The sequence below is a fragment of the Inquilinus ginsengisoli genome (genome assembly GCF_031453975.1).
GTDB classification, from domain to species: Bacteria; Pseudomonadota; Alphaproteobacteria; order DSM-16000; family Inquilinaceae; genus Inquilinus; species Inquilinus ginsengisoli_A.
The window spans coordinates 623,917-646,604 of sequence record NZ_JAVDPW010000003.1 but is presented as its reverse complement, the minus strand read 5'-3'; the positions used below and the strand labels follow the sequence as shown (position 1 = coordinate 646,604).

Genomic DNA, 22,688 nt, shown 5'->3' with positions numbered 1-22,688 from the left:
CTGCGTCATCCGACCGGGTGGCCCAGCGCCGGCGCATCCCCGCCGCGCGCGGCCATGGCGGTGGCCAGGCGCAGGGCACGGATGCGGCGCTCGGCGATCTCGGTCTCGGTGCGCAGCAGCACCAGCCAGACGAACAGCGCGGTGAAGGCGACCGCCATGACCAAGAGCGGCCACAGGATCGACGGGTCGAGCGAGGATCCGCCCAGCTTCATCACCGAGGCCGGCTGGTGCAGCGTGTTCCACCAGTCGACCGAGAACTTGATGATCGGCAGGTTCACCGCCCCGACCAGGGTCAGCACCGCGCCGGCCTTGAGGCCGCGCTGCTGGTCGTCGAAGGCCGAGACCAGGACGATGTAGCCGAGATAGATGAAGAACAGGATCAAGACGCTGGTCAGCCGGGCGTCCCACACCCACCAGGTGCCCCACATCGGCTGGCCCCACAGCGAGCCGGAGGCCAGGCACAGCGCGGTGAAGCCGGCGCCCAGCGGCGCCGCCGCCTTGGTGTAGAGCTCGGCCACCGGATGCTTCCACACCAGCCCGACGGCGGAGGCCACGGCCATGGTGGCGTAGACCATGGTCGCCATCCAGGCGGCGGGGACATGGATGTACATGATCCGCACCGTCTCGCCCTGCTGGTAGTCGGGCGGCGAATCAAACAGCGCCAGCCACAGCCCGCCCAGCAGCGTCAGCAGGGCGACGCCGAGGGCCCAGGGCCGCAGGGCGGCGCTCAGACGCAGGAAGCGGGCGGGATTGGCGAAGCGGTGCATGGCATGGCGTGGCGTTCGTGGAAGCGTACCATAGTCAAAGCCCGAAGGCCTGTCGGTCGGCTCAATTGCCGCGCCCCGCGGCCTGGGCCGAGGCCTGGATGACGTCGCGCAGCCCGGGATGGAAGGCGCCGTAGTCGCAGGTCAGCTCCTCCCCCGCGGCGATGTCGCGCCGGGCGACGCAGACCTCGCCCACCGTCTCCAGCGTCGGGTCGTCGCTGTGGTTCATGAAGCGAGCGTCGTCGAGGTTCAGCGACAGCCCGCCCGGCAGCTCCGGCGCGGGATAGGCGTAGCGCTCGAGGAAGGCGCGGGCCGTGGCCGGCAGGGCCGCGACCTCGGCATCGGGCAGGAAGGCGTCGAACACGGGGTGCCAGCGCCAGACCTCGGTGCCGGCGGCGATCGGTTCGGCGGCGAGCAGGCCCAGGCCTTCGATCCGGCTGGGTCCGACGGTGGTGGGGACGAGAAGCATCGGCCGGGTTCCTTTTCCCAAGCATTACGCGAGGCCGGGCCCGGCGTCACCCCGGACGAAGGGTCGAGACGATGAGAGGGTGGGCGCGGCGCTTCCGATCGATCAGCGCCTGGACCTCAACCATCACCTGCCGATGTGGAATCGCCGGATGCGTGTCGGCCAGCGCCTCCCGCACCTTGGCCCGGAACCAGGCGTCATAGGTTTCGGGATCGGCAGCGAAATCAGTGCTCAATGTCTCCTCCGACGATACGGGTGAGCGGGATGCAAACATTGCCGCCGCCTCCCCGCCCGCCCATAGTTCGGGCGTCAAGGCACCCAGGAACCGCGGCGATGACGATTATCTATGATCTCTGGTTCGTACGCGAATACGAACACCGCGAGGATACGGAACTGCGTATCGGAGCCTATGCGACCGTCGCCGAGGCGGAGGCCGTGATCGCCCGGCTGCACGGAAAACCCGGATTTGTCGACTATCCCGAAGGCTTCCAGATCCAGGAGCTCACGCTGGGCCGCACGGGCTGGACGGAGGGATTCGTGACCGAATATATCCCGCGCAAAGATCCTGATCGCGACGCGTCCGATTTGCCGGCGCCGGGATCCGCCGCCGGCGGCCCTTCAGACGACGCCAGCTGACGATCCTAAGACTGCGCCTGGCGCAGCGCTGCCGCCGCGGCGATCGGGGCCAGGGGCAGGGCGGCGGCGAGGCAACCGCCGAGCAGCAAGAGATGCGGCCGCGCGGTCAGGCCGGTCGACGCCGCCTCCACCGCCGCGGCGCCGAAGATCAGCACCGGGATGAACAGCGGCAGGATCAGCAGCGCCAGCAGCGCCCCGCCGCGCCGGGCGCCCAGCGTCAGGGCGGCGCCGACCGCGCCGATCAGGCTGAGGCAGGGCGTGCCGAGCAGCAGCGACAGCACCAGCACCGGCCACACCCCCGCCTGCAGCCCCAGCATGGCCGCCATCAGCGGCGACAGCAGGATCAGCGGCAGCCCGGTCAGCAGCCAATGCGCCAGCGCCTTGGCCAGCACCGCCGCCTCGAGCGGCAGCGGCGACAGCACCAGCAGGTCGAGCGAGCCGTCCTCGTAGTCCTGGGCGAACAGCCGGTCGAGCGCCAGCAAGGTCGCCAGCAGCGCCGCGACCCAGACCACCCCGGCGGCGATGCGGGCCAGCAGCGCCGCCTCCGGCCCGATGCCCAGCGGGAACAGCACCACGGTGATGACGAAGAAGGCGAGCACCGCGGCGACGTCGCCGCCCGAGCGCAGGGCCAGGCGCAGGTCGCGCGACAGCAGGGTGAGGAAGGCCCTCACAGCGGCGCCTCGTCCACCGCGAAATCCTGCAGCGCCAGACCCCGGGCGCCGTCGAGGGCCAGCGGCACATGGGTCGCCAGCATCACCAGCCCGCCCGCGGCGCGGTGCCGGGCGATCCGCGCCTCCAGCCGCGCCACCGAGGCGGCGTCGAGGCCGAGGGTCGGTTCGTCGAGCAGCCACAGCACGGCAGGACCGAGTTCGAGCCGGGCCAATGCCAGGCGCCGGCGCTGGCCGGCGGAGAGGTAGCGGCAGGGCAGGTCGTCCAGCCCGGCGAGGTCGACCGCCGCCAGCGCGGCCGTGATGCCGGACGCGGTGGGCACGGCGCCGGCGGTGGCGGCCCAGAAGCGCAGGCTTTCGCGCGGGGTCAGCGCCGGCTTCACCGCATCCTGGTGGCCGAGATAGGCGATCGAGCCGGGGGCGCCGGTCCAGTCGAGTGTGCCGGCGAAGGCCGGCACCAGCCCGGCGACCAGCCGCAGCAGGCTGGACTTGCCGCTGCCGTTCGGCCCGGTCAGCACCAGCGCCTCGCCGGCCGCGAGCCGGAAGGACAGCCCGGCGAAGACCAGCCGCCCGCCACGCAGGCAGGCGAGGTCGTCGGCCTTGAGGCTGGGGGCTGTCACGCTTGGGGCGGGCATGGGCGGCGGATCGCGGTCATGTCCCGGCATAGCAGCCGGACCCGTCGAAGCGGAAGGGGGGCAAAGCGGAAGGGGCAGGGCCGCGAACGGCCCTGCCCCCTCGGACTGCGCCGCCCCCCGGCCGGCGCAGCCATCCCTCCACCCGCCTCAGAAATGAGGGTTGTTGGCGTTCGGGCTGGTGACGATGTCGAAGCGCTGGCTGGCGGCGCCGCTGCAGTTGCGGATCTGCAGCCGGGTGCCGACGGTGTTGTCGACCACGTCGGCGCAGCGGCCGTTCATGCCGATCAGCCGTCCGTCGGTCTGCAGCTGCCACTTCTCGCTGGAGCCGCCGTCGCAGTTCCAGATATGGAGCTTGTCGCCGTTGTTGCCGTTGCCGCCCTCGATGTCGAAGCAGTAGGCGGAATTGCCGACCGAGCGCAGCTGGGTCTCGTCGCTGTAGACCCATTGCTGCGGCACCGCGCCGGTGCAGCTGCGCTGGTTGAGGTCCGAGCCGTTGGCGTAGAGGCCGCTCTGGATCTCGACGCAGAAGCCGCTGGAGGCGCTGCGCAGCGAGAAGCCGCCTGCGACCGAGCGGCGGACGCCGTTCAGCGGCAGCTTGCCGCCCCAGGTCTCCAGGCTCTCATGGCTGATCATCGAGGCGCCCCAGGCCACCGCCAGATACATCTGCTGGAAGGCGTCGAACTGGGTCTCGTTGCTGGACCACAGATTGACCAGCTGGCCGTTCTGCTGCGCGGTCAGCGTGTCCTTGTACCAGTACTGCACCGCCTCGTGGTTGCCGCAGACCACCCATTTGTTGGTGTTCGCGTCGTCGAAATCATTGGCGTTGCCGTTCCAGTAGAAGTCGTTCGGCTCATGCGCCTCGGGGCAGACGAAGATCTGCGCCGCGGCGCCGAACTGGTTCACATACTCTTCCTGGGTGTCGTTCTTGTCGCCGATCGGGCCGCCCATCATCTGCACGATGATGCGGCCGCGCAGCGAATCGACGCTGGGCCAGCCGGCGCGGAACACGCCCTCGCGCAGCGAGGCGTAGCCGGTGAAGCCGCGCAGATCCTCCGGCTTGTAGGCCTTGGCCCCGAACTCGCTGATCACCAGGTTGTTCAGCCCGGACATGTAGCTGGCGCCCCAGCCGAACAGGCCGGTGGTGGGCTTGAGGTCGAACTGCACCGTGATCGGCAGGTGGCCGGGATGGGCGTCGCTCCACGCCTTGATGTCGCGCAGGCAATCCTGCAGCAGGCCGCCGGCGCCGCCCTTGCAGTTGTTGGCGGTGTCCGCCTCGCTCGGGTTGTGCTTCACCGGGAAGCCCGAGGCGTCGTAGATGTCGATCTCGACCACCTGATTGCCGCGGTCGAGCGCATCGGTCAGCTTGGCGAAATGCGCCTTTTCATAGGTGTTGTGCGGCCGCGACCAATAGGCGGCGTTGTACGGCGTGGATCCCGCCAGCGGCTGGGCCGCCGGCACGTCGGCCAAAGCCGGCGCCACCGCCGACAGCAGCAGCAGGCCGGCCGCAACGACCGCCCCCGATAGTGAACCCCGTCCCATCAGCTCCCCCCCTTTGGCAGATGCGCCGCTGCCGGCCGACCCGGCACCGCGCGACGGCGATGCTAGGAGCGTTCGGCGACGGCCGGATGACAGTCACGAGACAATTTGAACACGTGTTCATGAACCATCAATCACGTGTTTCCGATCGATGCACACGTATTCACGCAGGAGGGCCGCGATGTGCGACCCTCCCATCCCCTCAGCAATGCGGCCCCTCAGTAATGCGGGTCGTTGGCGCTGGGGTAGCTGTGGAGCCGGAAACGCTGGCCGGCGCCGCCGTTGCAATCGCGGATCTGCAGCCGGGTGCCGAGATTGGTGTTGACCACGTCCGCGCAGCGGCCGGTCATGCCGACCAACTGGCCGTCGGGCTGCAGCTGCCATTTCTCGCTGGAGCCGCCGTCGCAATCCCAGATGTGCAGCTGGTCGCCATTGTTGCCGTCACCGCCATTGATGTCGAAGCAGTACTCGTCGTTGCCGACGGCCCGCAGCTGGGTCTCGTCGCTGTAGTGCCACTGCTGGGCCGTCCCGGTCGTGCAGTTGAACTGGTTGAGGTCGGAGCCGTTGGCGTAGACGCCGCTCTGGATCTCGACGCAGAGGCCGGTCAGTTCGCTGCTGAGGGTGAAGCCGGTCGGGACCGAGCGGCGGATGCCGTTCAGCGGCAGCTTGCCGCCCCAGGTCTGCAGGGTCTCGCGGCTGATCATCGATGCGCCCCAGCCGGCCGCCAGATACATGTGGTTGAAGATGTCGAACCGCTGCGTGTTGCTGGACCACAGGTTGACCAGCTGGCCGTTCTGCTGGGCGGTCAGCGTGTCCTTATACCAGTACTTGTCGTCCGCCTGGTTGCCGCAGATCACCCATTTGTTGGTGTTCGGGTCGTCGAAATCCTTGGCTGCGCTGTTCCAGTAGAAATGCTTCGGCTCATGCGCCTCGGGGCAGACGAAGATGTGGGCGTTGGCGCCGAACTGGTTGATGTATTCTTCCTGGGTGTCGTTCTTGTCGCCGATCGGCCCGCCCATCATCAGGACGATGACGCGGCCGCGCAGCGCATCGATGCTGGGCCAGCCGGCCCGGTAGACGCCCTCGCGCAGCGAGGCGTAGCCGGTGAAGGCCCGCAGCGCCTCCGGCTGGTAGACCTTGGCGCCGAGCTCCTGGGCGATCGTGGAATCGAGTGCGGTCTTGGCCGACGAGTCCCAGCCCCCGAACACCAGGTCGCCGGGCTTGAGATCGAGCTGGAGCGTGATCGGCAGGTGGCCGGGATGCGCGTCGCTCCAGGCCCGGATGTCGGCCAGGCAGTCTCGCAGAAAGCCGCCGGCGCCGCCCCGGCAATTGTTCAGGGCGATCGAGTCGCCGGGGTTGTGCTTCACCGGCAGGAGATAATCGTCATAGACGTCGAGCTCGATCGCCTGGTTGCCGCGGTCCAGCGCGTCGGTCAGCCGGGCGAAGCTCGTCTTCTCATAGGTGTTGTGCGGCCGCGACCAATAGGCGGCGTTGTAGGGCGTCGTCCCCAACAGCGCCTGGGCGTTGGGCACCGCGGGCGGCGGCGGTGGCGGATCGAAGACGATCGGCCGCGGCGGCTTGATGCCGATCGTCCCCTGGGCCTGGGCTCCCACCGCCGACAACAGCAGGGCGGCCATGGCGACCACCCCGAACGCAAGACCTCGTCTCATCGGATCCCCCTTCGTCAGGCGCCGCGATCCGGCCCGCCCGGTCCGGCGCAACCGCCATGCTAGGTGGCTTGAAAGACGGAGGGATGACGGTTTGAACACGTGTTCATGACGATGGGACACGTGTTCGCAGAGGCGGGCGAGAGAAGAACGATGGGAGGGCCGTCGCGCACCATGCGGCGGCCCTCCCCGCCCGGTCAGGCGGCCCTCGGTCAGGCAGTAGGCCCTGCGGGGTCGACCGGCGACGGCACCGCGGCGTACCAGTCGATCTTGCGGGTGGTGTACATCACCGCGCTGAGCGCCAGGAACAGGCCGATCGAGCCCAGCAGCAGGGCCAGGTCCTCGAGCTGCATCAGGGCGTAGAGGGTGCCGTAGAGGATCGCCAGCAGGGCGCCCAGCACCGCGCTGCGCTTCCAGGTGCCGAGCACCGGCCGGCAGTACAGCACGATCTGCACCACCACCGCCGCGGTGCCCACGCCATAGGCCCCGGCGAAGCCGACCTGTTCGGCGAAGGACAGCAGCAGCAGGTAGAACAGGCACAGCGACAGCCCGACCAGCCCGTACTGGAAGACGTGGATGCGCAGCCGCGCCACCGTCTCGAACAGGAAGAACAGGGTGAAGGTGAAGACGATGAACAGCATGCCGTACTTCGCCGAGCGCTGGGTCTGCTGGTAGGCGTTGACCGGCTGGAAGAAGCGCGCGCCGAAGGCCGAGCTGGCGATGGCGGAGAGGTAGCTGCCGTCGCCGCCGACCCAGGCCTGGGGATAGCCGCGGCCGAAATAGGACAGCTCCCACTCCGCGGTGAAGCCCTGCGACCCGATGGTGGTGCGCACCGGCAGGAAGGCGCCGTCGAAGCTGGGGTCGGGCCAGTTCGAGCTGGCGGTGACCTGGTTCGAGCGGCCGAGCGGCAGGAAGTCGATGCGCTCGCTGCCGTTCAGCCGCAGCGTGGTCGCGAACGGGATCGGCGTCTGGGCCGACTCCGCCGTCAGGCCGGGCACCCGCAGCGTCATGCCGGCGCCGAGAGACTGGCCCAGCTCGCCCGGCGCGCCGGGCTGGAACGGCAGTTCGTGCCCGCCCCAGCGCAGCGAGGCGCCCTCGCGGATGCTGCGCGGGTCGGCGACCCCGACATAGAGATAGGCCGAGGCCCAGTCGATCGTCGCCTCCGGCCCCGCCAGGGCGGCGGCGTCGCCGATCAGGAACTGGCCGGACAGGTCGAGGTCGGCGCTGTAGACCACCGCCTCGAACAGCCCGCGCCGCCGCGTCTCCGGCGCCGCCGAGGCGCTGATCTTGTACTGGTCGGGCAGGATGTAGAGCGGCCGCTCCAGCGGCGGCGGCAGGGTGCCGTCGGCGCGGCGTTCGGCCGGCACCCGGAACGGCACCACCAGGATCGGGCCGGTCACCTGCTGCGGCCGGCCCCAGCTGTTGCCGATCTCCGACACCACCGACCGGTAGCGATCCTCGCGCTCGCCGATCACGTCGCTGACCAGGAAGACCGGCAGCACGAAGGCGACGATCAGCATGACGATGGCCAGCACCTTCAGCGACGGCGATCCGGCGCGGAAGCGCCGGATTGGCGGCACGGTGGGGCCGGGCGGGGGGCCGGGCGGGAGAACAGCGTCGACGGACATGGCGGGGCCTGGGCGGATTTCGGGGTTCCCACCCTCCCCGCCCGCCATGGCCGCTTCGTGGCGATGCGGCGGTAAGGCTGGGGCGCGCTTCCCGGCTCAGGCGCTCATCCCACTTACCCCTCGATCATCTTCCACCCGTTCCCCGAGGGATCGCGGAAGCCGGCGTCGACGGTGCCGTAGCGGTCGATCGGCTCCTGGGTGAATTCCACGCCGCGGGAGGACATCCGGTCATGGGCGGCGCGGCAGTCGTCGACCACCAGCACCAGCGGCGGCATCGCCCCCTTCGCCACGATCTCGCGCAGGGCCTGCGCGGTCGCCGCATCGACCATCGGCGACTGCGCCGTGAACAGGCCGAGCTGGAAGGACGGCTGGTCCGGGTGCTGCACCGTGAGCCAGCGGAAGTCGCCGTTCCGCGCATCGGTGTGGACGCGAAAACCGAGTTTCTCGACATAGAATTGAAGGGCTTCGTCCTGATCGCGGACGTACAGACCGACCACCCCGACACCCTGGCTCATGGGACCTCCGTTTCCTCGTTTGCTTCGGACCCGCAGACCCTATCGCCCCCGTCCCGCCGCCGCTTCTCCGAAACTGCGATTGTGAGGCCGGGCCGGTGGGCGGCGCCGAGGACGCAGGCCGGCACCCGGTCGGGCTGGTGCGGGGCGGCCTTCTCGCGGGCCCGCAGCTGGCCCGGGCTCTCGCCGGTGACGTCGCGGAACACGCGGCCGAAGGTGCCCAGGCTGTTCCAGCCGGTCTCGAACGCGATCTGGGTGATCGGCAGGTCGGTGTCGCGCAGCAGCGCCTTGGCCCGCTCCAGCCGGCGGGTGAGGAGGTAGCGGTGCGGCGGGACGCCGAAGGCCTGCCTGAACGACCGCGCGAAATGGGCCTCGGAGACGCCGCTGACGCTGGCCAGCCGCGGGATGGGCCAATCCTCCTGCGAGGCGGCGTCCATCCGATCTTTGGCGCGCAGCAGGCGGCGCAGCAGCGCGGGATCCTGACCCGTGGTGCCGGGGGCCCTGGTCGACCCGATGGAGTCCTTGTCGGCCATGGCGCATCCCTCCCCTCCTGCGATCCTTTCAGAATTACCAGCAGGAGCAACCGTGATCGATATGAGGCTCGGGCCGGACCTTATCGGGTCCCCTATCCCGAATGACAGAACCTATCCCCTGGTATGGCCCGCCCTCTCCCTCGACCCAATCGACCGCAAACCAGCCGCGCCGTAGCGTCGCCCATGCCGTTTGCAAGGCGATCAGCAGGAGACAGACATGAGCCCGGACAGTATCTCATCCCCCGGCAGGCCGGAGCCCGAAGAACTGGTTCCGTCGCGCTATGCGCTGCGGATCGGCGACATCGACGTGCTGGTGGTCAGCGATGGCGTGCTGCCGCTGCCGACCGCGATGCTGGCCCACAACATCGACCCGGCGGTCCGGGCGGCCTGGCTGAAGGACATGTTCCTGCCGCCCGACGCGTTCGATTGGGCGCTGAACGTGGTCGTGGTGCGCAGCGGCGGCCAGACCATCCTCATCGATGCCGGGCTGGGGTCCGACCCGGACCTGCATCTGCCGCGGGCCGGGCAGCTGATCAAGCGGCTGGAGGCCGCCGGCATCGACCTCGCCGAGGTGACCGACGTCGTGCTGACCCACATGCACATGGACCACGTCGGCGGGCTGCTGGTCGACGGGGTGAAGGAGCGGCTGCGTCCGGACCTGCGGATCCACGTTTCCGCCGCCGAGGTCAAGTTCTGGGAGGCGCCCGATTTCTCCCACGTCTCGATGCCGCCGGGGTTCCCGGACGCCCTGCGGTCGGCCGCCAAGCATTTCGTGGCCGAGTACCGCGGCCAGCTGCGGACCTTCGAGGAGGAGCACGAGGTGGCGCCGGGCGTGGTCGTCCGTCGCACCGGCGGCCACACCCCCGGACACAGCGTGGTCCGCGTGGCGTCCGGCGGCGACGGGCTGACCTTCGCCGGGGATCTCGTGTTCGCGGTCGGGTTCGAGCACCCCGACTGGTACAACGGCTTCGAACACGATCCCGAGGAATCGGCCCGCGTCCGGGGCCGTCTGTTGCGGGAGTTGGCGGAGACCGGCGACCTTCTGGTGGCCACCCACCTGCCGTTCCCGTCGGTCGGCCGGGTGGCGGCAGCCGGCGACGCCTTCCGCTGGGTCCCGGTCTTCTGGGATTACTGACCGCCTGTCGGTCATGGCGCATCCCTCCCGTCCCGTGGGAGGGATGCGCCATTGGGCCTGGGGTCAAGCGGCCAGGATCAAAACCCGATGGGGCGTGGCTGAAATCGTCGCCTTTGGGCGGGAACGCGACTTACCGGTACTCGAGTCTGTGATCCGCCGTCCGCACGAGATCGGCAATGGTTTCGCGTTCGGTTGAGAGCAGCGGATCCCGCTGAGAAATGGCTGCAATCTTCAATGCGTCTCGAAGCTCACCCCAATCGTCCGCCAGGCCATTGAAGCCGACATACGACGGCAGCACGGCCGCGAGGAGGTGCAGACAACGTCGATCGCACCATCCGTCGATCAGCGCCCGAAGATCACTGAAGAACTCTTCATTCGTCGCGTCGTTCTGGCTCATGCTGCAGCACATGCGGGTGTGTTTCAGGTCTTAGCAACCGCCTGACCAGTGTACAGGCTGGTGCCGCCGAAGCGCCAATGCGCCTCGCCGGTCAGCGCGACCCCTTCCCGCTCCAGCCGCGCCCGCCACGCCGAAAGGTCGGCTACCCCGATGGCGAAGGCCATGTGCAGCCGCCCCTGCCCCTCGATTGCGGTTTCTCGACCGGCGGATGAGCCCGGCTCATGCGCGACGGGCGGAGCCTATCCGCCGGCCGCCATGTCGGCCGGCAGCACCTCGAACACCAGCGCCTTGGTCACCTGCAGCGGGTTGAAGTTGTCGTCGGACAGCACGACCAAGCTGCGATGGCCGTTGGCCAGCGGCGGGCCCCAGCCCATCGCCTCGAAATTATCGAGGGTGACGCCGAGCGTGGCGAAGTCGAGCACCAGCGTCTTCGACATCGCCAGCCAGCTGCCGTCGAGCAGCGAGTCGAGCCCGGCGACGTCGGTGGCGAGCGCGGGGTCGGCGCGGTACAGCCGGATCGAGTTGCCGCGGCCCTGGGCGTAAGCCCGCTCCAGCACCAGCAGCGTGCCGTCGCCGGCCGACAGGATCTCGGACACGCCGTTATCGGCCTGGCCGCCGGGCAGCGGCGCCACCGGGATCGGGTCGGTGACGTAGACATGCTCCGGCCCCGCCCGGCCGGTCGCGGTGTCGTAGCTGGCGATGCGCACCGGGCTGCCTTTGCCGAGCGTGGCGATCGGCCCGTCCTGGACCAGCGCGCTTTCCATCGCCACGAACAGCGTGCGCCCGTCCTGCCCCAGCGCCAGCCCCTCGAAGGCCAGGTTGTCGCGCGGGCCGCTGGCGCCGTCCGCGGCGGCCCGGTAGCGCGGCGGCAGGTCGAGGCTGCGGCGCAGCCCGCCATCCGGCGCGGCGACGTTGACCGACGGGCTGATCCCGGCCTTCACCCCGCCCTCGCTGCTCCAGTACAGCGCGCCGCCCGGGTCGCGGCGGATCGATTCGGGGTCGACGCTTCTCGGCGCGAAGGGCTGGCCGGCGGCGTCGCGCAGCGTGGCCACGCCGGTCACGGCGATGCCGCGCACCACCTCGGCATCATAGTCGATCGCCAGGGTGTAGAACCGGGCCGGCGCCTTGTCGGAACGGTCGTCGCTGAGCGCGATCCACTGCCCGGCCGCCGGGTCCCAGTCCAGCCCCGACAGGCCGCCGACGGTGGTGCCGCGGTAGTCCATGCCCTGCGGCAGCGCCGCCTCGCCGATCAGCCGCAGCCGGCCGATGCCGTCGGCCCGGGCCGGCAGCGCGGCACAGGCCAGCAGGGCGACGATCGCCGCGAACCTTGTCTTCGCCATATCCGATCCCCCAACGTCCTGCGCCCTGTCGACCCGTGTGCCCTGTTGACCATGGGCGCGCGACAACGGCATGACGGACGCGTGTTGCTTTGATGACGGAGAAGGCCGCCATGGACCCCCGGGCAAACGGCCAGGCGCCCCTGCAGCGCAGCGACGGCTTCATCCGCATCGACGGGCATCGCCTGTATTGGCAGCGCCTCGACCCGCCCGGCGGGGCCGGGCGCCTCCCCCTGCTGCTTTTACACGAAGGCCTCGGCTCCGTCGCGCAGTGGACGCGCCGCGACGTCGATGTCGCGGCCCGGCTGGCCGCCGCCACCGGCCATCCGGTGCTGGCGCAGGACCGGCTGGGCTTCGGCCGGTCCGACCCGCTGCCGGGGCCGCGCGGCGAGCGCTATCTGTACGAGGAGGCCCGCGAGACCCTGCCGCGGGTGCTGGACGCCCTGGGCGTCGACCGTGCCGGGCTGGTCGGGCACAGCGACGGCGGCAGCATTGCCCTGCTGTTCGCCGCGGCGCATCCCGGCCGCGCCGCCTGGGTGGTGTCGGAGGCGGCGCATGTCATCGTCGAGGACGTCACCCTGGCCGGCATCGCCGTCGCCCATGCCGCCTTCCACGCCCCGGACTCCAGGCTGCGCGCCGTGCTGGCCCGCTATCACGGCGACAAGACCGATTTCACCTTCGCCAACTGGGCCGAGCTGTGGCCGACCCCCGGTTTCCGCAGCTTCGACATGCGCGACGCGCTGCCCTCGATCCGCTGCCCGGTGCTGGCGATCCAGGGGGCGGAGGACGAATACGGCACCGAGGCCCAGCTCGACGCCATCAAAGCCAGGGTTTCCGGCCCTTGCGAGATCTGGCTGGTGCCCGATTGCCGCCACGCCCCGCATTTCGAGGCGACCGACCGGGTGCTGCCCCGGATCGTGAATTTTGCAGTTGCGAACGGTTCTTAAGCCGTTGCATTTGAACGGCTTGCACGGACGCGCTACATGAAGGCCCGCATCATCAATCGCGATCAGCCTTCGACCGAAGGAGCCCTTCCGTGACCTTCACCGGACATGACACGCTCAAGACCCGCCGCAGCCTCACGGTCGACGGCAAGAGCTACGACTATTTCAGCCTCGAGGCGGCCAAGGCCGCGCTGGGCGACATCGCCCGCCTCCCCTTCTCGCTGAAGGTCCTGCTCGAGAACCTGCTGCGCTTCGAGGATGACCGGTCGGTCACGGTCGACGACGTCAAGGCGATGGCGCAGTGGCTGAAGGATCGCCGCTCCGACCGCGAGATCGCCTACCGCCCGGCCCGCGTGCTGATGCAGGACTTCACCGGCGTCCCCGCCGTGGTCGACCTCGCCGCGATGCGCCAGGCGATGGTGGCGCTGGGCGGCGACCCGCAGCGGATCAACCCGCTCTCGGCGGTCGACCTGGTGATCGACCACTCGGTGATGGTCGACGCCTTCGGCACCCCGAACGCCTTCCAGCACAATGTCGATTTGGAGTTCGAGCGCAACCACGAGCGCTACGCCTTCCTGCGCTGGGGCCAGACCGCCTTCGACAATTTCCGCGTCGTCCCGCCCGGCACCGGCATCTGCCACCAGGTCAACCTGGAGTACCTGGCGCAGACGGTGTGGGTGGAGAAGGACCGCAACACCGGCAACCAGGTCGCCTATCCCGACACGCTGGTCGGCACCGACAGCCACACCACCATGGTGAACGGCCTGGCCGTGCTGGGCTGGGGCGTCGGCGGCATCGAGGCCGAGGCGGCGATGCTGGGCCAGCCGGTGTCGATGCTGATCCCCGAGGTCATCGGCTTCAAGATCACCGGCAAGCTGAAGGAAGGCATGACCGCCACCGACCTGGTGCTGACGGTCACCCAGATGCTGCGCAAGAAGGGCGTGGTCGGCAAGTTCGTCGAGTTCTACGGCGAGGGCCTGGACCACATGACCCTGGCCGACCGCGCCACCATCGGCAACATGGCGCCGGAATACGGCGCCACCTGCGGCTTCTTCCCGGTCGACGCCGAGACCCTGCGCTATCTCGAATTCTCCGGCCGCGACCCGCACCGCGTCCGCCTGGTCGAGGCCTATGCCAAGGCGCAGGGCATGTGGCGCGACGCCAATTCGCCGGAGCCGGTCTACACCGACAGCCTGTCGCTGGACCTCGGCGACGTCGAGCCGTCGCTGGCCGGGCCGAAGCGCCCGCAGGACCGGGTCGCTCTGTCCCAGGCGGCCGTGGCCTTCAACAAGCTGCTGGCCGATGCCGGCACCGCCGCGAACCCGACCAAGGTGCTGGGCATGGACCATGACCTGGACCAGGGTGACGTGGTGATCGCGGCGATCACCAGCTGCACCAACACCTCGAACCCGTCGGTGATGGTCGCGGCCGGCCTGGTCGCCCGCAAGGCGCGGGAGCGCGGCCTGACCCGCAAGCCCTGGGTCAAGACCTCGCTCGCCCCCGGCAGCCAGGTGGTGACGGAGTACCTGACCGCGGCCGGCCTGAATGTCGACCTCGACGCCATCGGCTTCAACACCGTCGGCTATGGCTGCACCACCTGCATCGGCAATTCCGGCCCGCTGCCGGACGAGATCGCCGCGGCGGTCGAGCAGGGCAACCTGAACGTCTCCGCCGTGCTGTCGGGCAACCGCAACTTCGAGGGCCGCATCAGCCCGCATGTGCGGTCGAACTACCTGGCCTCGCCGCCGCTGGTGGTGGCCTACGCCCTGCTCGGCTCGATCGCCAAGGACATCACCACCGAATCCCTGGGCACCGGCAGCGACGGCCAGCCGGTCTATCTCAAGGACATCTGGCCGACCAGCCGCGAGATCGCCGACACCATCGCGCAGTGCCTGACGCCGGAGATGTTCCGCAGCCGCTACGCCAACGTGTTCGAGGGCCCGCAGGAGTGGCGGAGCATCGAGACGGTGGAGAGCGAGACCTACGACTGGGATCCGGGCTCGACCTACGTGCAGTACCCGCCCTTCTTCACCGACATGAAGAAGGAGCCGGAGCCGCTGAACGACATGCGCGGCGCCCGCCTGCTGGCGGTGCTGGCCGACAGCGTCACCACCGACCACATCTCGCCGGCCGGGTCGATCAAGAAGGACAGCCCGGCGGGCGACTACCTGCTGGAGCACCAGGTCCGGCCGCTCGACTTCAACAGCTACGGCGCCCGCCGCGGCAACCATGAAGTCATGATGCGCGGCACCTTCGCCAACATCCGCATCAAGAACGAGCTGGTGCCGGGTGTCGAAGGCGGCTTCACCAAGCACCAGCCCTCGGGCGACATGCTGCCGATCTACGACGCCTCGATGCGCTACCAGGCCGAGGGCGTGCCGCTGATCGTCATCGCCGGCAAGGAATACGGCACCGGCTCCAGCCGCGACTGGGCGGCGAAGGGCACCCGCCTGCTCGGCATCAAGGCGGTGGTGGCCGAGAGCTTCGAGCGCATCCATCGCTCGAACCTGGTCGGCATGGGCGTGCTGCCGCTGCAGTTCACCGGCGGCACCACCCGGGCCGACCTCAAGCTCGACGGCACCGAGCATTTCGACATCCTCGGCATCGCCCAGGGGCTGAAGCCGCGCCAGGAGATGGTGCTGACCATCACCCGCACCGATGGCAGCCGCCAGGACGTGCCCCTGCTCAGCCGCATCGATACGCTGGATGAACTGGAATACTTCAAGAACGGCGGCATCCTGCAGTACGTGCTGCGCAGCATGGTGAAGGACGCGGCGTAAGCCCTCCGCCTCACCGCGTTACGGAGAAGCCCGGCCTGCGCCGGGCTTTTCTGTTCCTGGGCCATGCCGGCGACGGCAAGCGGCCCCGCAATAGCAAACGGGCGGCATCCGCAGGGATGCCGCCCGTTTCGATACCAGCGTTCTGAGCTGTCCGTCAGGACACTTGCAGATTCGCCGCCGACTCTCGGCCATCACGGCCGCGCGCCAGTTCGAACGTGACCTGCTGGCCTTCGTTCAGCGAACGAAGCCCGGCAGCTTCCACCGCCGAGATGTGCACGAACACGTCCTTACCGCCGTTGTCCGGCTGGATGAACCCGAAGCCCTTGGTGGTGTTGAACCACTTCACGGTACCAGTCGCCATACGTCACTCCACTGGGCGGCCGCAGCCGCCGTCGTTCACGGCCGAATGAAGTCTCGGCCGCGTCGGCCAAGTGGGCCGAAGCCAGTCACATAGGAACCGCCCCGGCCGTCGCCTAGACGCCGAATGCGGATTCGACCGAAACTTGCGCGACCCGGCGCCACGGCGGCCATTGCCATGGCCGTCCGCAATACTGGGATATGGCGAATGATGCCTTCGCGTGACTTCCTCTGGGCCGCCGGCCGGCCCGCGCGCCGCGCTGGAGATTGGAGGCGGTGCCTCGAGGCCCGATCGGCCCTCGCGGGACCGCCCTGCATCCGTCCATGGCCAGCCATCTCGCCGCGGTGCGGCCGAATGGCGCGCCATCGCCCCTCTCGCTTCAAAAACGGCCGGAAACCGGGACTTCCGGCCCCTCTCCGTCCCGCCGCCCCCTGTGGATCCGGGCCGCCCCTGCAGCCCGACCGGTTCAGCATCGATTTTCGGTTCGTGCCGCCGGATCTCAATGCTCCGGCGGCATCCGGCATTTTAGATATTCTTTCAGCAAACCGACGCACGAGCCACCGCAACCTGGAGAAGACATAATATTGACCAAACAACTTATCTGAATGTCCCATGTAATCATCGAGAATTCGATTAGCATCTGCTTGCTTCAATTCCCGCCATAGAGGAATATGCAAAGTGACAGATGTAATACTCGGCACCCTCGGCAATGATCTGCTCATCGGCAGCGCCGGCGCCGACATCATCCTCGATGCCCTGGGCGAAAACCGGATCAATGGCGAGGGCGGCAACGATGTCATCCTGGTCGCCTCCGGCACCGATGTGATCAAGGGCGGCGACGGCGCCGACACCATCACCATCCTGACCGGCAGCGACCTGGTCCGCGGCGGCGAAGGCAACGACATCGTCACCGCCGGGACCGGCAACGACCTGGTCCATGGCGACAATGGCGACGACAATCTCGATGGCGGCCTGGGCAAGGACCATGTCTGGGGCGATGCCGGCAACGACACCATCAACGGCAACCAGGGCGACGACGTCGTCTCCGGCGGCAAGGGCGACGACACCGTCTTCGGCGGCCAGGACAACGACCTGGTCAAGGGCGGCGACGGCAACGACCACCTCTTTGGCGATTCCGGCAACGACCTGCTCCAGGGCGGCCTCGGCAACGACACCCTCGCGGGTGACGACGGCCGCAACACGCCGCACACCGGCATCGGCGCCGGCAACGACACGCTCGAAGGCGGGTCGGGCAACGACCTGCTCATCGGCAGCGACGGCTTCACCACCATGACCGGCGGGCCGGGCGACGACACCTTCCTGTTCCGCTTCTTCGACCCGCAGTCCGGCCACGACCAGAGTTTCACCACCGTGACCGACTTCAGCGCGGCGCACGACACCTTCGCCTTCGACGCCATCGGCGTGGGGCAGGACAGCGCCGGCGCCAACTTCATCGACCATGGCGACGGCAAGTCCGGCGGCGCGGTGCAGAGCTTCTTCAACGGCGCCGCGGCGGATGCGCATGGCCAGAGCGTCGTGGTGATCACCGACCAGGGCTTCGCCTCGGCCGATGCCGCGGCCACCGCGGTGGGCGGCGAGAAGGCCGGCGACATCCTGGCCTATTTCGACAGCCGCACCGACAGCGCCAACCTGGCCTTCGTCACCTCCGCCGACCATGCGGAGAGCTTTGTCCACCTCACCAATGTCCACAGCGTGGACGACCTGCAGGCCCTGCACCTGTCGGCGTCCGATTTCACCTTCGTCTGATCCTCGGAGGCCGCGTCCGCACAGCGGGCGTGGCCAACCGGGCGATCGAAGGTTTCGATCCGCCGATCGCATCCAAACCCTTCCGGCGCGATCTCCGATTCTGATTTCATAACCGAATCGCAGAACCTTCCGGGGATCAGCTTCCAGATTCCGGTGTGACAAATTTGAGTCTTCGTCTCAGGAATTTTCGGAGTCCATATTTTGGGCAGATCCCGATTGCTGCAACGCAACACCAGGCCCGCTGCGGCATTCAGGATTTGAAACGATCATTCAAAAAAAGCACAGAGCATTGCGCCTGGTTTCCGCGATGAACTCTCAGCGTAGACACCAAGGAAATCTTGTGGTGATTCATGCAACGGTCACGATTCTGAGTATTATGCCTATGGGCATAAGGTTTCACGCATAAAGGAGTAGTCAGTCATGCCAAATCTCATCCTGGGCGGACTGGGCGACGACATCCTTGTCGGCGGCACCGGTGACGATCTGATCATCGATCCCTGGGGCAATGACCGGATCAACGGCGATCTCGGCAACGACACCATCTTCGCGGGCGAGGGCAACGACGTCGCCAAGGGCGGCAGCGGCAACGACACCATCGACAGCGGCTCGGGCAACGACCTGGTCCGGGGCGACGACGGCAACGACACCCTCACGGGCAATCTCGGTGACGACATCGTCCATGGCGGCACCGGGGCCGACCACATCAACGGCGACCAGGGCAACGACACTGTCTATGGCGACGACGGCGACGACTTCGTCTTCGGCGGCCAGAACATCGACCATGTCTATGGCGGTGCCGGCAACGACCACGTCTTCGGCAGCGAGGGCAACGACGCCGTCTACGGCGGCCTGGGCGACGATGTCCTCGCCGGCGACAACGGCCGCGACACGGCGCGCACCGATGTCGGTGAAGGCAACGACAAGCTCTATGGCGACGCCGGCAACGACACCCTCATCACCGGCGACGGCAAGGACTACCTCACCGGCGGTGCCGGCGACGATACCTTCCTGTTCCGCTTCCACGACCCGAAGGCCGGTTCGATCCAAGGCTTCAGCAACATCACGGATTTCGACCCGACCCATGACACCTTCGCCTTCGACGCCGCCGGCCTCGGCCGGGACGGCGCCGGCGCGAACTTCGTCAATCACGCCACCGGCGGGTCCGGCAGCGCGGTGGACACCTTCTTCAGCGGCGCGGCGGCCGGTGCGAACGGCGAGCATGCGGTGGTGATCACCGACCAGGGCTTCACCTCGGCCAGCAATGCCGCGCGCGGCATCTCGGGCGAGCATGCCGGCGACATCATCGCCTACTACGACAGCAACACCGGGACGGCCAACCTAGCCTATGTCACCGGGACCAATCAGGCGGACACCTTTGCCCACCTGACGAACGTCCACAGCGTGGCCGACCTGGCGGCCCTGCACCTGACGGCGTCGGACTTCACCTTCATCTGATCCGGCAGGCCGGTACGGGACCGCGCCCCGCTGCTCGCAGCGGGGCGCTTCCTGTTTCGGTGACCCGCGTTACTTGCCGCGGGCCATCGCGCCGAGACGCAGGCGCAGCGCGTTGAGCTTGATGAAGCCCTGGGCGTCGCGCTGGTCGTACACCGAATCCTCCTCGAAGGTGACGTAGTCGAGGCGGTACAGGCTGTTCGGGCTCTTGCGGCCGGCGGTGATGACGTTGCCCTTCCACAGCTTCAGCCGGACGGTGCCGTTGACCCGCTCCTGGGTCTTGTCGACCAGCGCCTGGATGGCCTCGCGCTCCGGCGAATACCAGAAGCCGTTGTAGATCAGCTCGGCATAGCGCGGCATCACCTCGTCCTTGAGATGGGCGGCGCCGCGGTCGAGCGTGATCGATTCGATCGCCCGGTGCGCGGCCAGCAGCACGGTGCCGCCCGGGGTCTCGTAGATGCCGCGGCTCTTCATGCCGACGAAGCGGTTCTCGACCAGGTCCAGCCGGCCGACGCCGTTCTGGCCGCCGAGCTCGTTCAGCCGGGTCAGCACCTCAGCCGGCGACAGGCGCACGCCGTCGATGCCGACCGCGTCGCCGCGCTCGAACTCGATCTCGACATAGGTCGGCGCGTCCGGCGCCTCGGCCGGGCTGACCGAGCGGGTGTACATCGCCTCGTCCGGCTCGACCCAGGGGTCCTCCAGCGCCTTGCCCTCGTAGGAGATGTGCAGCAGGTTGGCGTCGGTCGAATACGGCGCCTCGCCGTACTTGTCCTTGGCGATCGGGATCTGCCGCTCCTCGGCATAGGCCAAGAGGCGGGTGCGGCTGGTCAGGTCCCACAGCCGCCAGGGCGCGATCACCTTGATGTGCGGGTTCAGCGCATAGGCCGACAGCTCGAACCGGACCTGGTCGTTGCCCTTGCCGGTGGCGCCGTGGGCGACGGCGTCGGCGCCGACCTCGGCCGCGATCTCGACGAGGTGCTTGGAGATCAGCGGCCGGGCGATCGAGGTGCCCAGCAGGTAGACGCCCTCATAGAGCGCGTTGGCGCGGAACATCGGGAACACGAAGTCGCGCACGAACTCCTCGCGCACGTCGCGGATGAAGATGTTCTGCGGCTTGATGCCCAGCAGCTCGGCCTTCTTCCGCGCCGGCTCCAGCTCCTCGCCCTGGCCGAGATCGGCGGTGAAGGTCACGACCTCGCAGCCATAGGTCTCCTGCAGCCATTTCAGGATGACCGAGGTGTCGAGCCCGCCCGAATAGGCCAGGACCACCTTCTTGACCTGCTGCTGTCCCGCTTGCTCGCCAACCGCCGCCATGCCCGCCTCCAAAGGAAAAACCGCCGGACATTAGGAGGAACGGCGCGGCCGGGCAACACGCGAGCCATGCGGCCTATTCAGGGCGCGGGAGCGTCCGGGCGGACGCCAGCGGCGCCCGCCCTGCCCTGGCCTAGCCGGCGGCCGTCAGCTTGTCCTGGGTCTTCGTGTCAAAGTCGCTGGCGTCGTGGCGCTCGTGCAGCTGCTCGGAGGGCTCGCCGAACAGGCGGTTGACGATGCGGCCGCGCTTCACCGCCGGCCGGGCGTCGATCGCCTTGGCCCAGCGCTGCACGTGCTTGTAGGTCTGCACGTCGAGGAACTCGGCCGCGTTGTAGGCCCGGCCCAGGGCCAGGCCGCCGAACCAGGGCCAGTTCGCCATGTCCGCGATGGTGTACTGGTCGCCCGCCACGTACTCGGTCTCGGCCAGGCGCCGATCGAGCACGTCGAGCAGGCGCTTGGCCTCCATGGCGTAGCGGTTGATCGCGTATTCGATCTTGGTCGGGGCGTAGGCGTAGAAATGGCCGAAGCCGCCGCCGAGGAAGGGCGCGCTGCCCATCTGCCAGAACAGCCAGGACATGCACTCGGCGCGCGCCGCGGCATCGGTCGGCAGAAAGGCGCCGAACTTCTCGGCGAGATGGACCAGGATCGCGCCGGATTCGAAGATCCGGATCGGGGTCGGGCCGCTGCGGTCCCACAGCGCGGGGATCTTGGAGTTCGGGTTCACCGCGACGAAGCCGCTGCCGAACTGGTCGCCCTCGCCGATCCGGATCGGCCAGGCGTCGTATTCGGCGCCGCTGTGGCCGGCCGCCAGCAGCTCCTCGAACATGATCGAGACCTTCTGGCCGTTCGGCGTCGCCAGCGAGTAGAGCTGGAAGGGATGGCGGCCGACCGGCAGCTCCTTCTCCTGCGTCGCCCCGGCGATCGGGCGGTTGATGTTCGCGAACTGGCCACCGCTCGCCTTGTCCCAGGTCCAGACCTTGGGCGGCGTGTATTCGGACGGATTGCTCATTCTCGATGCTCCCGATGGGGCGGACGGTGAATTGCGGCGTGCACGACCCTAGAACGGCATCGCCTCGGAATGAAGTGTTTCCGTTGCCATCGCGTTCACGTTCTGGGTTTGCCCTGTTCGCAGGGCGACGGCGGCGCCCGGTCGGCCGCGGTGTAGCGCAGCAGCAGGCGCTGCAGCCGGCCGCTGCCATCGGCGGTGAAGTCGACCGCGGTCAGGGCCACCTGGGTGGACGGGAAATGCCACAGCCGCGTCACCAGCCCAGTTTCGAGCGTGCAGTTCTCCGCCGCCGGGCCCAGCCGGGCGGCGAGGTCGTTGACGAAGGCCTGCAGCTCCGCCGGGCCGGGAATCGGCGGCCGGCGCTCGAACAGGATCTGGACCAGGCGGCCATCCCGGCGCGCCAGCTCGGGCACCACATCGAAGGGGATGCCGCCGATCACCACGTCCCGCTGCATCCGCTCGGCGTAGAGCGGGCCGAAATCCCAGGCGGGGGACAGCGTGATCGCCTGCGGCAGGGCGGCGTCGACCTCGGCCGCGGTCATGCCCCAGGTCAGGCCGTCCCAGCCGCGGATGTCGTCCGCCGCCATGGCGCCCTGGGCGAGGAGCAGGCCGGCCGCCAGGGCCGGCAGCAAGGCCCGGCCGAGGCGGCGGCGGATCATCCGCGATGGACGATGTGCGGCCGGGGGCCGTCGATCCGCGGCCAGCGGATGAAGGCGACCACCCACAGCACGATGACGTCGAGATAGGGCACCAGCAGCAGGATCGACCACAGCGGCGTCACCCGCGCCTTGACCAGCGAATAGGCCGCGAAGCTCATCAGCAGCACGATGTAGATGCCGATGATCAGGTTGGTGCCCCAATGCGGCAGCGTCGCCATCCAGCCGGGGCCGTAGATCTGCGACAGGGTCTCGAGCAAATCGCTCATCGCTTGGCCTCCCCCAGCGCCGCGATCGCGGGCCAGCGCCGGAACAGCAGCAGGGCGAAGACCAGCAGGACGCCGACATGCGGCACCAGCGCCAGCACCGCCCAGCCGCGGGCGAAGCCGGCGCGGCCGAGCATGCGGGCCAGGGCCGGCATGGCGAGCAGCGCGAACAGCAGGGCCCAGGCCGCCGGGGTCTGGAAGAATTCGGCGAAGGTCATTCGGGGCGGGTCTTCA

At 68.7% G+C, this 22,688-nt stretch carries 25 protein-coding genes; 6 read left to right on the top strand and 19 right to left on the bottom strand.

Annotated features, from left to right (window positions below; translation table 11 throughout):
• Positions 1 to 5 precede the first annotated feature (5 nt).
• The 3 genes from E9232_RS10665 to relB all read right to left on the bottom strand — a co-directional run bounded on the left by E9232_RS10665 (position 6) and on the right by relB (position 1,465).
• The gene (locus E9232_RS10665; RefSeq protein WP_309793912.1) at positions 6 to 767 is read right to left on the bottom strand and encodes a heme ABC transporter permease; all 762 of its coding nucleotides are present in this window, start codon (positions 765 to 767) and stop codon (positions 6 to 8) included.
• A gap of 61 nt (positions 768 to 828) precedes the next feature.
• Entirely contained in the window at positions 829 to 1,233 is a 405-nt protein-coding gene (locus tag E9232_RS10660) for an SET domain-containing protein (RefSeq protein ID WP_309793911.1), read from the bottom strand.
• 46 nt (positions 1,234 to 1,279) lie between these two features.
• The gene (gene relB, locus E9232_RS10655; protein ID WP_309793910.1) at positions 1,280 to 1,465 is read right to left on the bottom strand and encodes a type II toxin-antitoxin system RelB family antitoxin; all 186 of its coding nucleotides are present in this window, start codon (positions 1,463 to 1,465) and stop codon (positions 1,280 to 1,282) included.
• Positions 1,466 to 1,563: 98 nt separating this feature from the next.
• Between relB and E9232_RS10650 the strand changes: the two genes are divergently transcribed.
• Positions 1,564 to 1,866 carry a hypothetical protein gene (locus tag E9232_RS10650; protein WP_309793909.1) on the top strand — a complete coding sequence of 101 codons (303 nt, stop codon included), beginning with the start codon at positions 1,564 to 1,566 and terminating at the stop codon, positions 1,864 to 1,866.
• Between the two features lie 5 nt (positions 1,867 to 1,871).
• On the opposite strand, the gene ccmB is transcribed toward E9232_RS10650, so the two are convergent.
• From ccmB to E9232_RS10615, 7 genes are all read right to left on the bottom strand, one after another.
• On the bottom strand, positions 1,872 to 2,537 hold the full coding sequence (gene ccmB, locus E9232_RS10645; protein WP_309793908.1) for a heme exporter protein CcmB: 666 nt from the start codon (positions 2,535 to 2,537) through the stop codon (positions 1,872 to 1,874).
• On the bottom strand, positions 2,534 to 3,169 hold the full coding sequence (gene ccmA / locus E9232_RS10640) for a heme ABC exporter ATP-binding protein CcmA (protein ID WP_309793907.1): 636 nt from the start codon (positions 3,167 to 3,169) through the stop codon (positions 2,534 to 2,536). Before ccmA ends, ccmB begins: the two co-directional genes overlap by 4 nt.
• 147 nt (positions 3,170 to 3,316) lie before the next feature.
• Positions 3,317 to 4,708: a Ca2+-dependent phosphoinositide-specific phospholipase C gene (locus E9232_RS10635; RefSeq protein WP_309793906.1), complete on the bottom strand. Its 1,392-nt coding sequence runs from the start codon at positions 4,706 to 4,708 to the stop codon at positions 3,317 to 3,319.
• A 215-nt stretch (positions 4,709 to 4,923) separates the two neighbouring features.
• A complete protein-coding gene (locus E9232_RS10630; RefSeq protein WP_309793905.1) occupies positions 4,924 to 6,375 on the bottom strand; it encodes a Ca2+-dependent phosphoinositide-specific phospholipase C in 1,452 nt (483 codons plus the stop codon).
• Positions 6,376 to 6,584: 209 nt separating this feature from the next.
• Positions 6,585 to 8,000 carry a cell envelope integrity protein CreD gene (gene creD, locus E9232_RS10625; protein ID WP_309793904.1) on the bottom strand — a complete coding sequence of 472 codons (1,416 nt, stop codon included), beginning with the start codon at positions 7,998 to 8,000 and terminating at the stop codon, positions 6,585 to 6,587.
• A 113-nt stretch (positions 8,001 to 8,113) separates the two neighbouring features.
• Positions 8,114 to 8,515, bottom strand: a complete 402-nt coding sequence (locus E9232_RS10620; protein ID WP_309793903.1) for a VOC family protein — start codon at positions 8,513 to 8,515, stop codon at positions 8,114 to 8,116.
• The gene (locus tag E9232_RS10615) at positions 8,512 to 9,045 is read right to left on the bottom strand and encodes a helix-turn-helix transcriptional regulator (RefSeq protein WP_309793902.1); all 534 of its coding nucleotides are present in this window, start codon (positions 9,043 to 9,045) and stop codon (positions 8,512 to 8,514) included. The genes E9232_RS10620 and E9232_RS10615 overlap by 4 nt, the downstream gene beginning before the upstream one ends.
• 217 nt (positions 9,046 to 9,262) lie before the next feature.
• On the opposite strand from E9232_RS10615, the gene E9232_RS10610 reads away from it, so the two are divergent.
• A complete protein-coding gene (locus tag E9232_RS10610) occupies positions 9,263 to 10,180 on the top strand; it encodes an MBL fold metallo-hydrolase (protein WP_309793901.1) in 918 nt (305 codons plus the stop codon).
• A gap of 130 nt (positions 10,181 to 10,310) precedes the next feature.
• Here the strand turns inward: E9232_RS10610 and E9232_RS10605 are convergent, their stop codons facing one another.
• The 3 genes from E9232_RS10605 to E9232_RS10595 form a co-directional block, all read right to left on the bottom strand.
• Complete coding sequence (locus tag E9232_RS10605) at positions 10,311 to 10,577, bottom strand: hypothetical protein (RefSeq protein WP_309793900.1); 267 nt, start codon at positions 10,575 to 10,577, stop codon at positions 10,311 to 10,313.
• A 23-nt stretch (positions 10,578 to 10,600) separates the two neighbouring features.
• On the bottom strand, positions 10,601 to 10,741 hold the full coding sequence (locus tag E9232_RS10600; protein ID WP_309793899.1) for a VOC family protein: 141 nt from the start codon (positions 10,739 to 10,741) through the stop codon (positions 10,601 to 10,603).
• A gap of 75 nt (positions 10,742 to 10,816) precedes the next feature.
• Entirely contained in the window at positions 10,817 to 11,917 is a 1,101-nt protein-coding gene (locus tag E9232_RS10595; protein ID WP_309793898.1) for an esterase-like activity of phytase family protein, read from the bottom strand.
• A gap of 110 nt (positions 11,918 to 12,027) precedes the next feature.
• Between E9232_RS10595 and E9232_RS10590 the strand changes: the two genes are divergently transcribed.
• Together E9232_RS10590 and acnA are read left to right on the top strand one after the other, a co-directional pair.
• Entirely contained in the window at positions 12,028 to 12,861 is an 834-nt protein-coding gene (locus E9232_RS10590) for an alpha/beta fold hydrolase (protein ID WP_309793897.1), read from the top strand.
• A gap of 89 nt (positions 12,862 to 12,950) precedes the next feature.
• Positions 12,951 to 15,638 (top strand): aconitate hydratase AcnA, encoded by a 2,688-nt coding sequence (acnA, locus tag E9232_RS10585; protein ID WP_309793896.1) that lies wholly within the window; start codon positions 12,951 to 12,953, stop codon positions 15,636 to 15,638.
• Between the two features lie 154 nt (positions 15,639 to 15,792).
• Here the strand turns inward: acnA and E9232_RS10580 are convergent, their stop codons facing one another.
• Positions 15,793 to 15,999: a cold-shock protein gene (locus E9232_RS10580; RefSeq protein WP_138887178.1), complete on the bottom strand. Its 207-nt coding sequence runs from the start codon at positions 15,997 to 15,999 to the stop codon at positions 15,793 to 15,795.
• A 675-nt stretch (positions 16,000 to 16,674) separates the two neighbouring features.
• On the opposite strand from E9232_RS10580, the gene E9232_RS10575 reads away from it, so the two are divergent.
• Entirely contained in the window at positions 16,675 to 17,763 is a 1,089-nt protein-coding gene (locus tag E9232_RS10575; RefSeq protein ID WP_309793895.1) for a calcium-binding protein, read from the top strand.
• Between the two features lie 420 nt (positions 17,764 to 18,183).
• The gene (locus tag E9232_RS10570; protein WP_309793894.1) at positions 18,184 to 19,218 is read left to right on the top strand and encodes a calcium-binding protein; all 1,035 of its coding nucleotides are present in this window, start codon (positions 18,184 to 18,186) and stop codon (positions 19,216 to 19,218) included.
• A gap of 69 nt (positions 19,219 to 19,287) precedes the next feature.
• Here E9232_RS10570 and E9232_RS10565 read toward each other — a convergent pair whose 3' ends face one another.
• From E9232_RS10565 to E9232_RS10545, 5 genes are all read right to left on the bottom strand, one after another.
• Complete coding sequence (locus E9232_RS10565; RefSeq protein WP_309793893.1) at positions 19,288 to 20,529, bottom strand: argininosuccinate synthase; 1,242 nt, start codon at positions 20,527 to 20,529, stop codon at positions 19,288 to 19,290.
• A 130-nt stretch (positions 20,530 to 20,659) separates the two neighbouring features.
• Positions 20,660 to 21,535 carry a glutathione-dependent disulfide-bond oxidoreductase gene (gene yghU / locus E9232_RS10560; protein ID WP_309793892.1) on the bottom strand — a complete coding sequence of 292 codons (876 nt, stop codon included), beginning with the start codon at positions 21,533 to 21,535 and terminating at the stop codon, positions 20,660 to 20,662.
• A 95-nt stretch (positions 21,536 to 21,630) separates the two neighbouring features.
• A complete protein-coding gene (locus E9232_RS10555; RefSeq protein WP_309793891.1) occupies positions 21,631 to 22,191 on the bottom strand; it encodes a hypothetical protein in 561 nt (186 codons plus the stop codon).
• Positions 22,188 to 22,457, bottom strand: coding sequence for a hypothetical protein (locus E9232_RS10550; RefSeq protein ID WP_309793890.1), 270 nt, complete (start codon positions 22,455 to 22,457; stop codon positions 22,188 to 22,190). The genes E9232_RS10555 and E9232_RS10550 overlap by 4 nt, the downstream gene beginning before the upstream one ends.
• Entirely contained in the window at positions 22,454 to 22,672 is a 219-nt protein-coding gene (locus E9232_RS10545; RefSeq protein WP_309793889.1) for a hypothetical protein, read from the bottom strand. The genes E9232_RS10550 and E9232_RS10545 overlap by 4 nt, the downstream gene beginning before the upstream one ends.
• Between the last annotated feature and the right edge of the window lie 16 nt (positions 22,673 to 22,688).

Bases quoted from the DNA above. Each gene is read 5' to 3' on its own strand.
- E9232_RS10665 (WP_309793912.1), bottom strand. From the start codon at position 767: ATGCACCGCTTCGCCAATCCCGCCCGCTTCCTGCGTCTGAGCGCCGCC.
- E9232_RS10660 (WP_309793911.1), bottom strand. From the start codon at position 1,233: ATGCTTCTCGTCCCCACCACCGTCGGACCCAGCCGGATCGAAGGCCTG.
- E9232_RS10650 (WP_309793909.1), top strand. From the start codon at position 1,564: ATGACGATTATCTATGATCTCTGGTTCGTACGCGAATACGAACACCGC.
- ccmA (WP_309793907.1), bottom strand. From the start codon at position 3,169: ATGCCCGCCCCAAGCGTGACAGCCCCCAGCCTCAAGGCCGACGACCTC.
- E9232_RS10635 (WP_309793906.1), bottom strand. From the start codon at position 4,708: ATGGGACGGGGTTCACTATCGGGGGCGGTCGTTGCGGCCGGCCTGCTG.
- E9232_RS10630 (WP_309793905.1), bottom strand. From the start codon at position 6,375: ATGAGACGAGGTCTTGCGTTCGGGGTGGTCGCCATGGCCGCCCTGCTG.
- creD (WP_309793904.1), bottom strand. From the start codon at position 8,000: ATGTCCGTCGACGCTGTTCTCCCGCCCGGCCCCCCGCCCGGCCCCACC.
- E9232_RS10620 (WP_309793903.1), bottom strand. From the start codon at position 8,515: ATGAGCCAGGGTGTCGGGGTGGTCGGTCTGTACGTCCGCGATCAGGAC.
- E9232_RS10615 (WP_309793902.1), bottom strand. From the start codon at position 9,045: ATGGCCGACAAGGACTCCATCGGGTCGACCAGGGCCCCCGGCACCACG.
- E9232_RS10610 (WP_309793901.1), top strand. From the start codon at position 9,263: ATGAGCCCGGACAGTATCTCATCCCCCGGCAGGCCGGAGCCCGAAGAA.
- E9232_RS10605 (WP_309793900.1), bottom strand. From the start codon at position 10,577: ATGAGCCAGAACGACGCGACGAATGAAGAGTTCTTCAGTGATCTTCGG.
- E9232_RS10600 (WP_309793899.1), bottom strand. From the start codon at position 10,741: ATGGCCTTCGCCATCGGGGTAGCCGACCTTTCGGCGTGGCGGGCGCGG.
- E9232_RS10595 (WP_309793898.1), bottom strand. From the start codon at position 11,917: ATGGCGAAGACAAGGTTCGCGGCGATCGTCGCCCTGCTGGCCTGTGCC.
- E9232_RS10590 (WP_309793897.1), top strand. From the start codon at position 12,028: ATGGACCCCCGGGCAAACGGCCAGGCGCCCCTGCAGCGCAGCGACGGC.
- E9232_RS10580 (WP_138887178.1), bottom strand. From the start codon at position 15,999: ATGGCGACTGGTACCGTGAAGTGGTTCAACACCACCAAGGGCTTCGGG.
- E9232_RS10570 (WP_309793894.1), top strand. From the start codon at position 18,184: ATGCCAAATCTCATCCTGGGCGGACTGGGCGACGACATCCTTGTCGGC.
- E9232_RS10565 (WP_309793893.1), bottom strand. From the start codon at position 20,529: ATGGCGGCGGTTGGCGAGCAAGCGGGACAGCAGCAGGTCAAGAAGGTG.
- yghU (WP_309793892.1), bottom strand. From the start codon at position 21,535: ATGAGCAATCCGTCCGAATACACGCCGCCCAAGGTCTGGACCTGGGAC.
- E9232_RS10555 (WP_309793891.1), bottom strand. From the start codon at position 22,191: ATGATCCGCCGCCGCCTCGGCCGGGCCTTGCTGCCGGCCCTGGCGGCC.
- E9232_RS10550 (WP_309793890.1), bottom strand. From the start codon at position 22,457: ATGAGCGATTTGCTCGAGACCCTGTCGCAGATCTACGGCCCCGGCTGG.
- E9232_RS10545 (WP_309793889.1), bottom strand. From the start codon at position 22,672: ATGACCTTCGCCGAATTCTTCCAGACCCCGGCGGCCTGGGCCCTGCTG.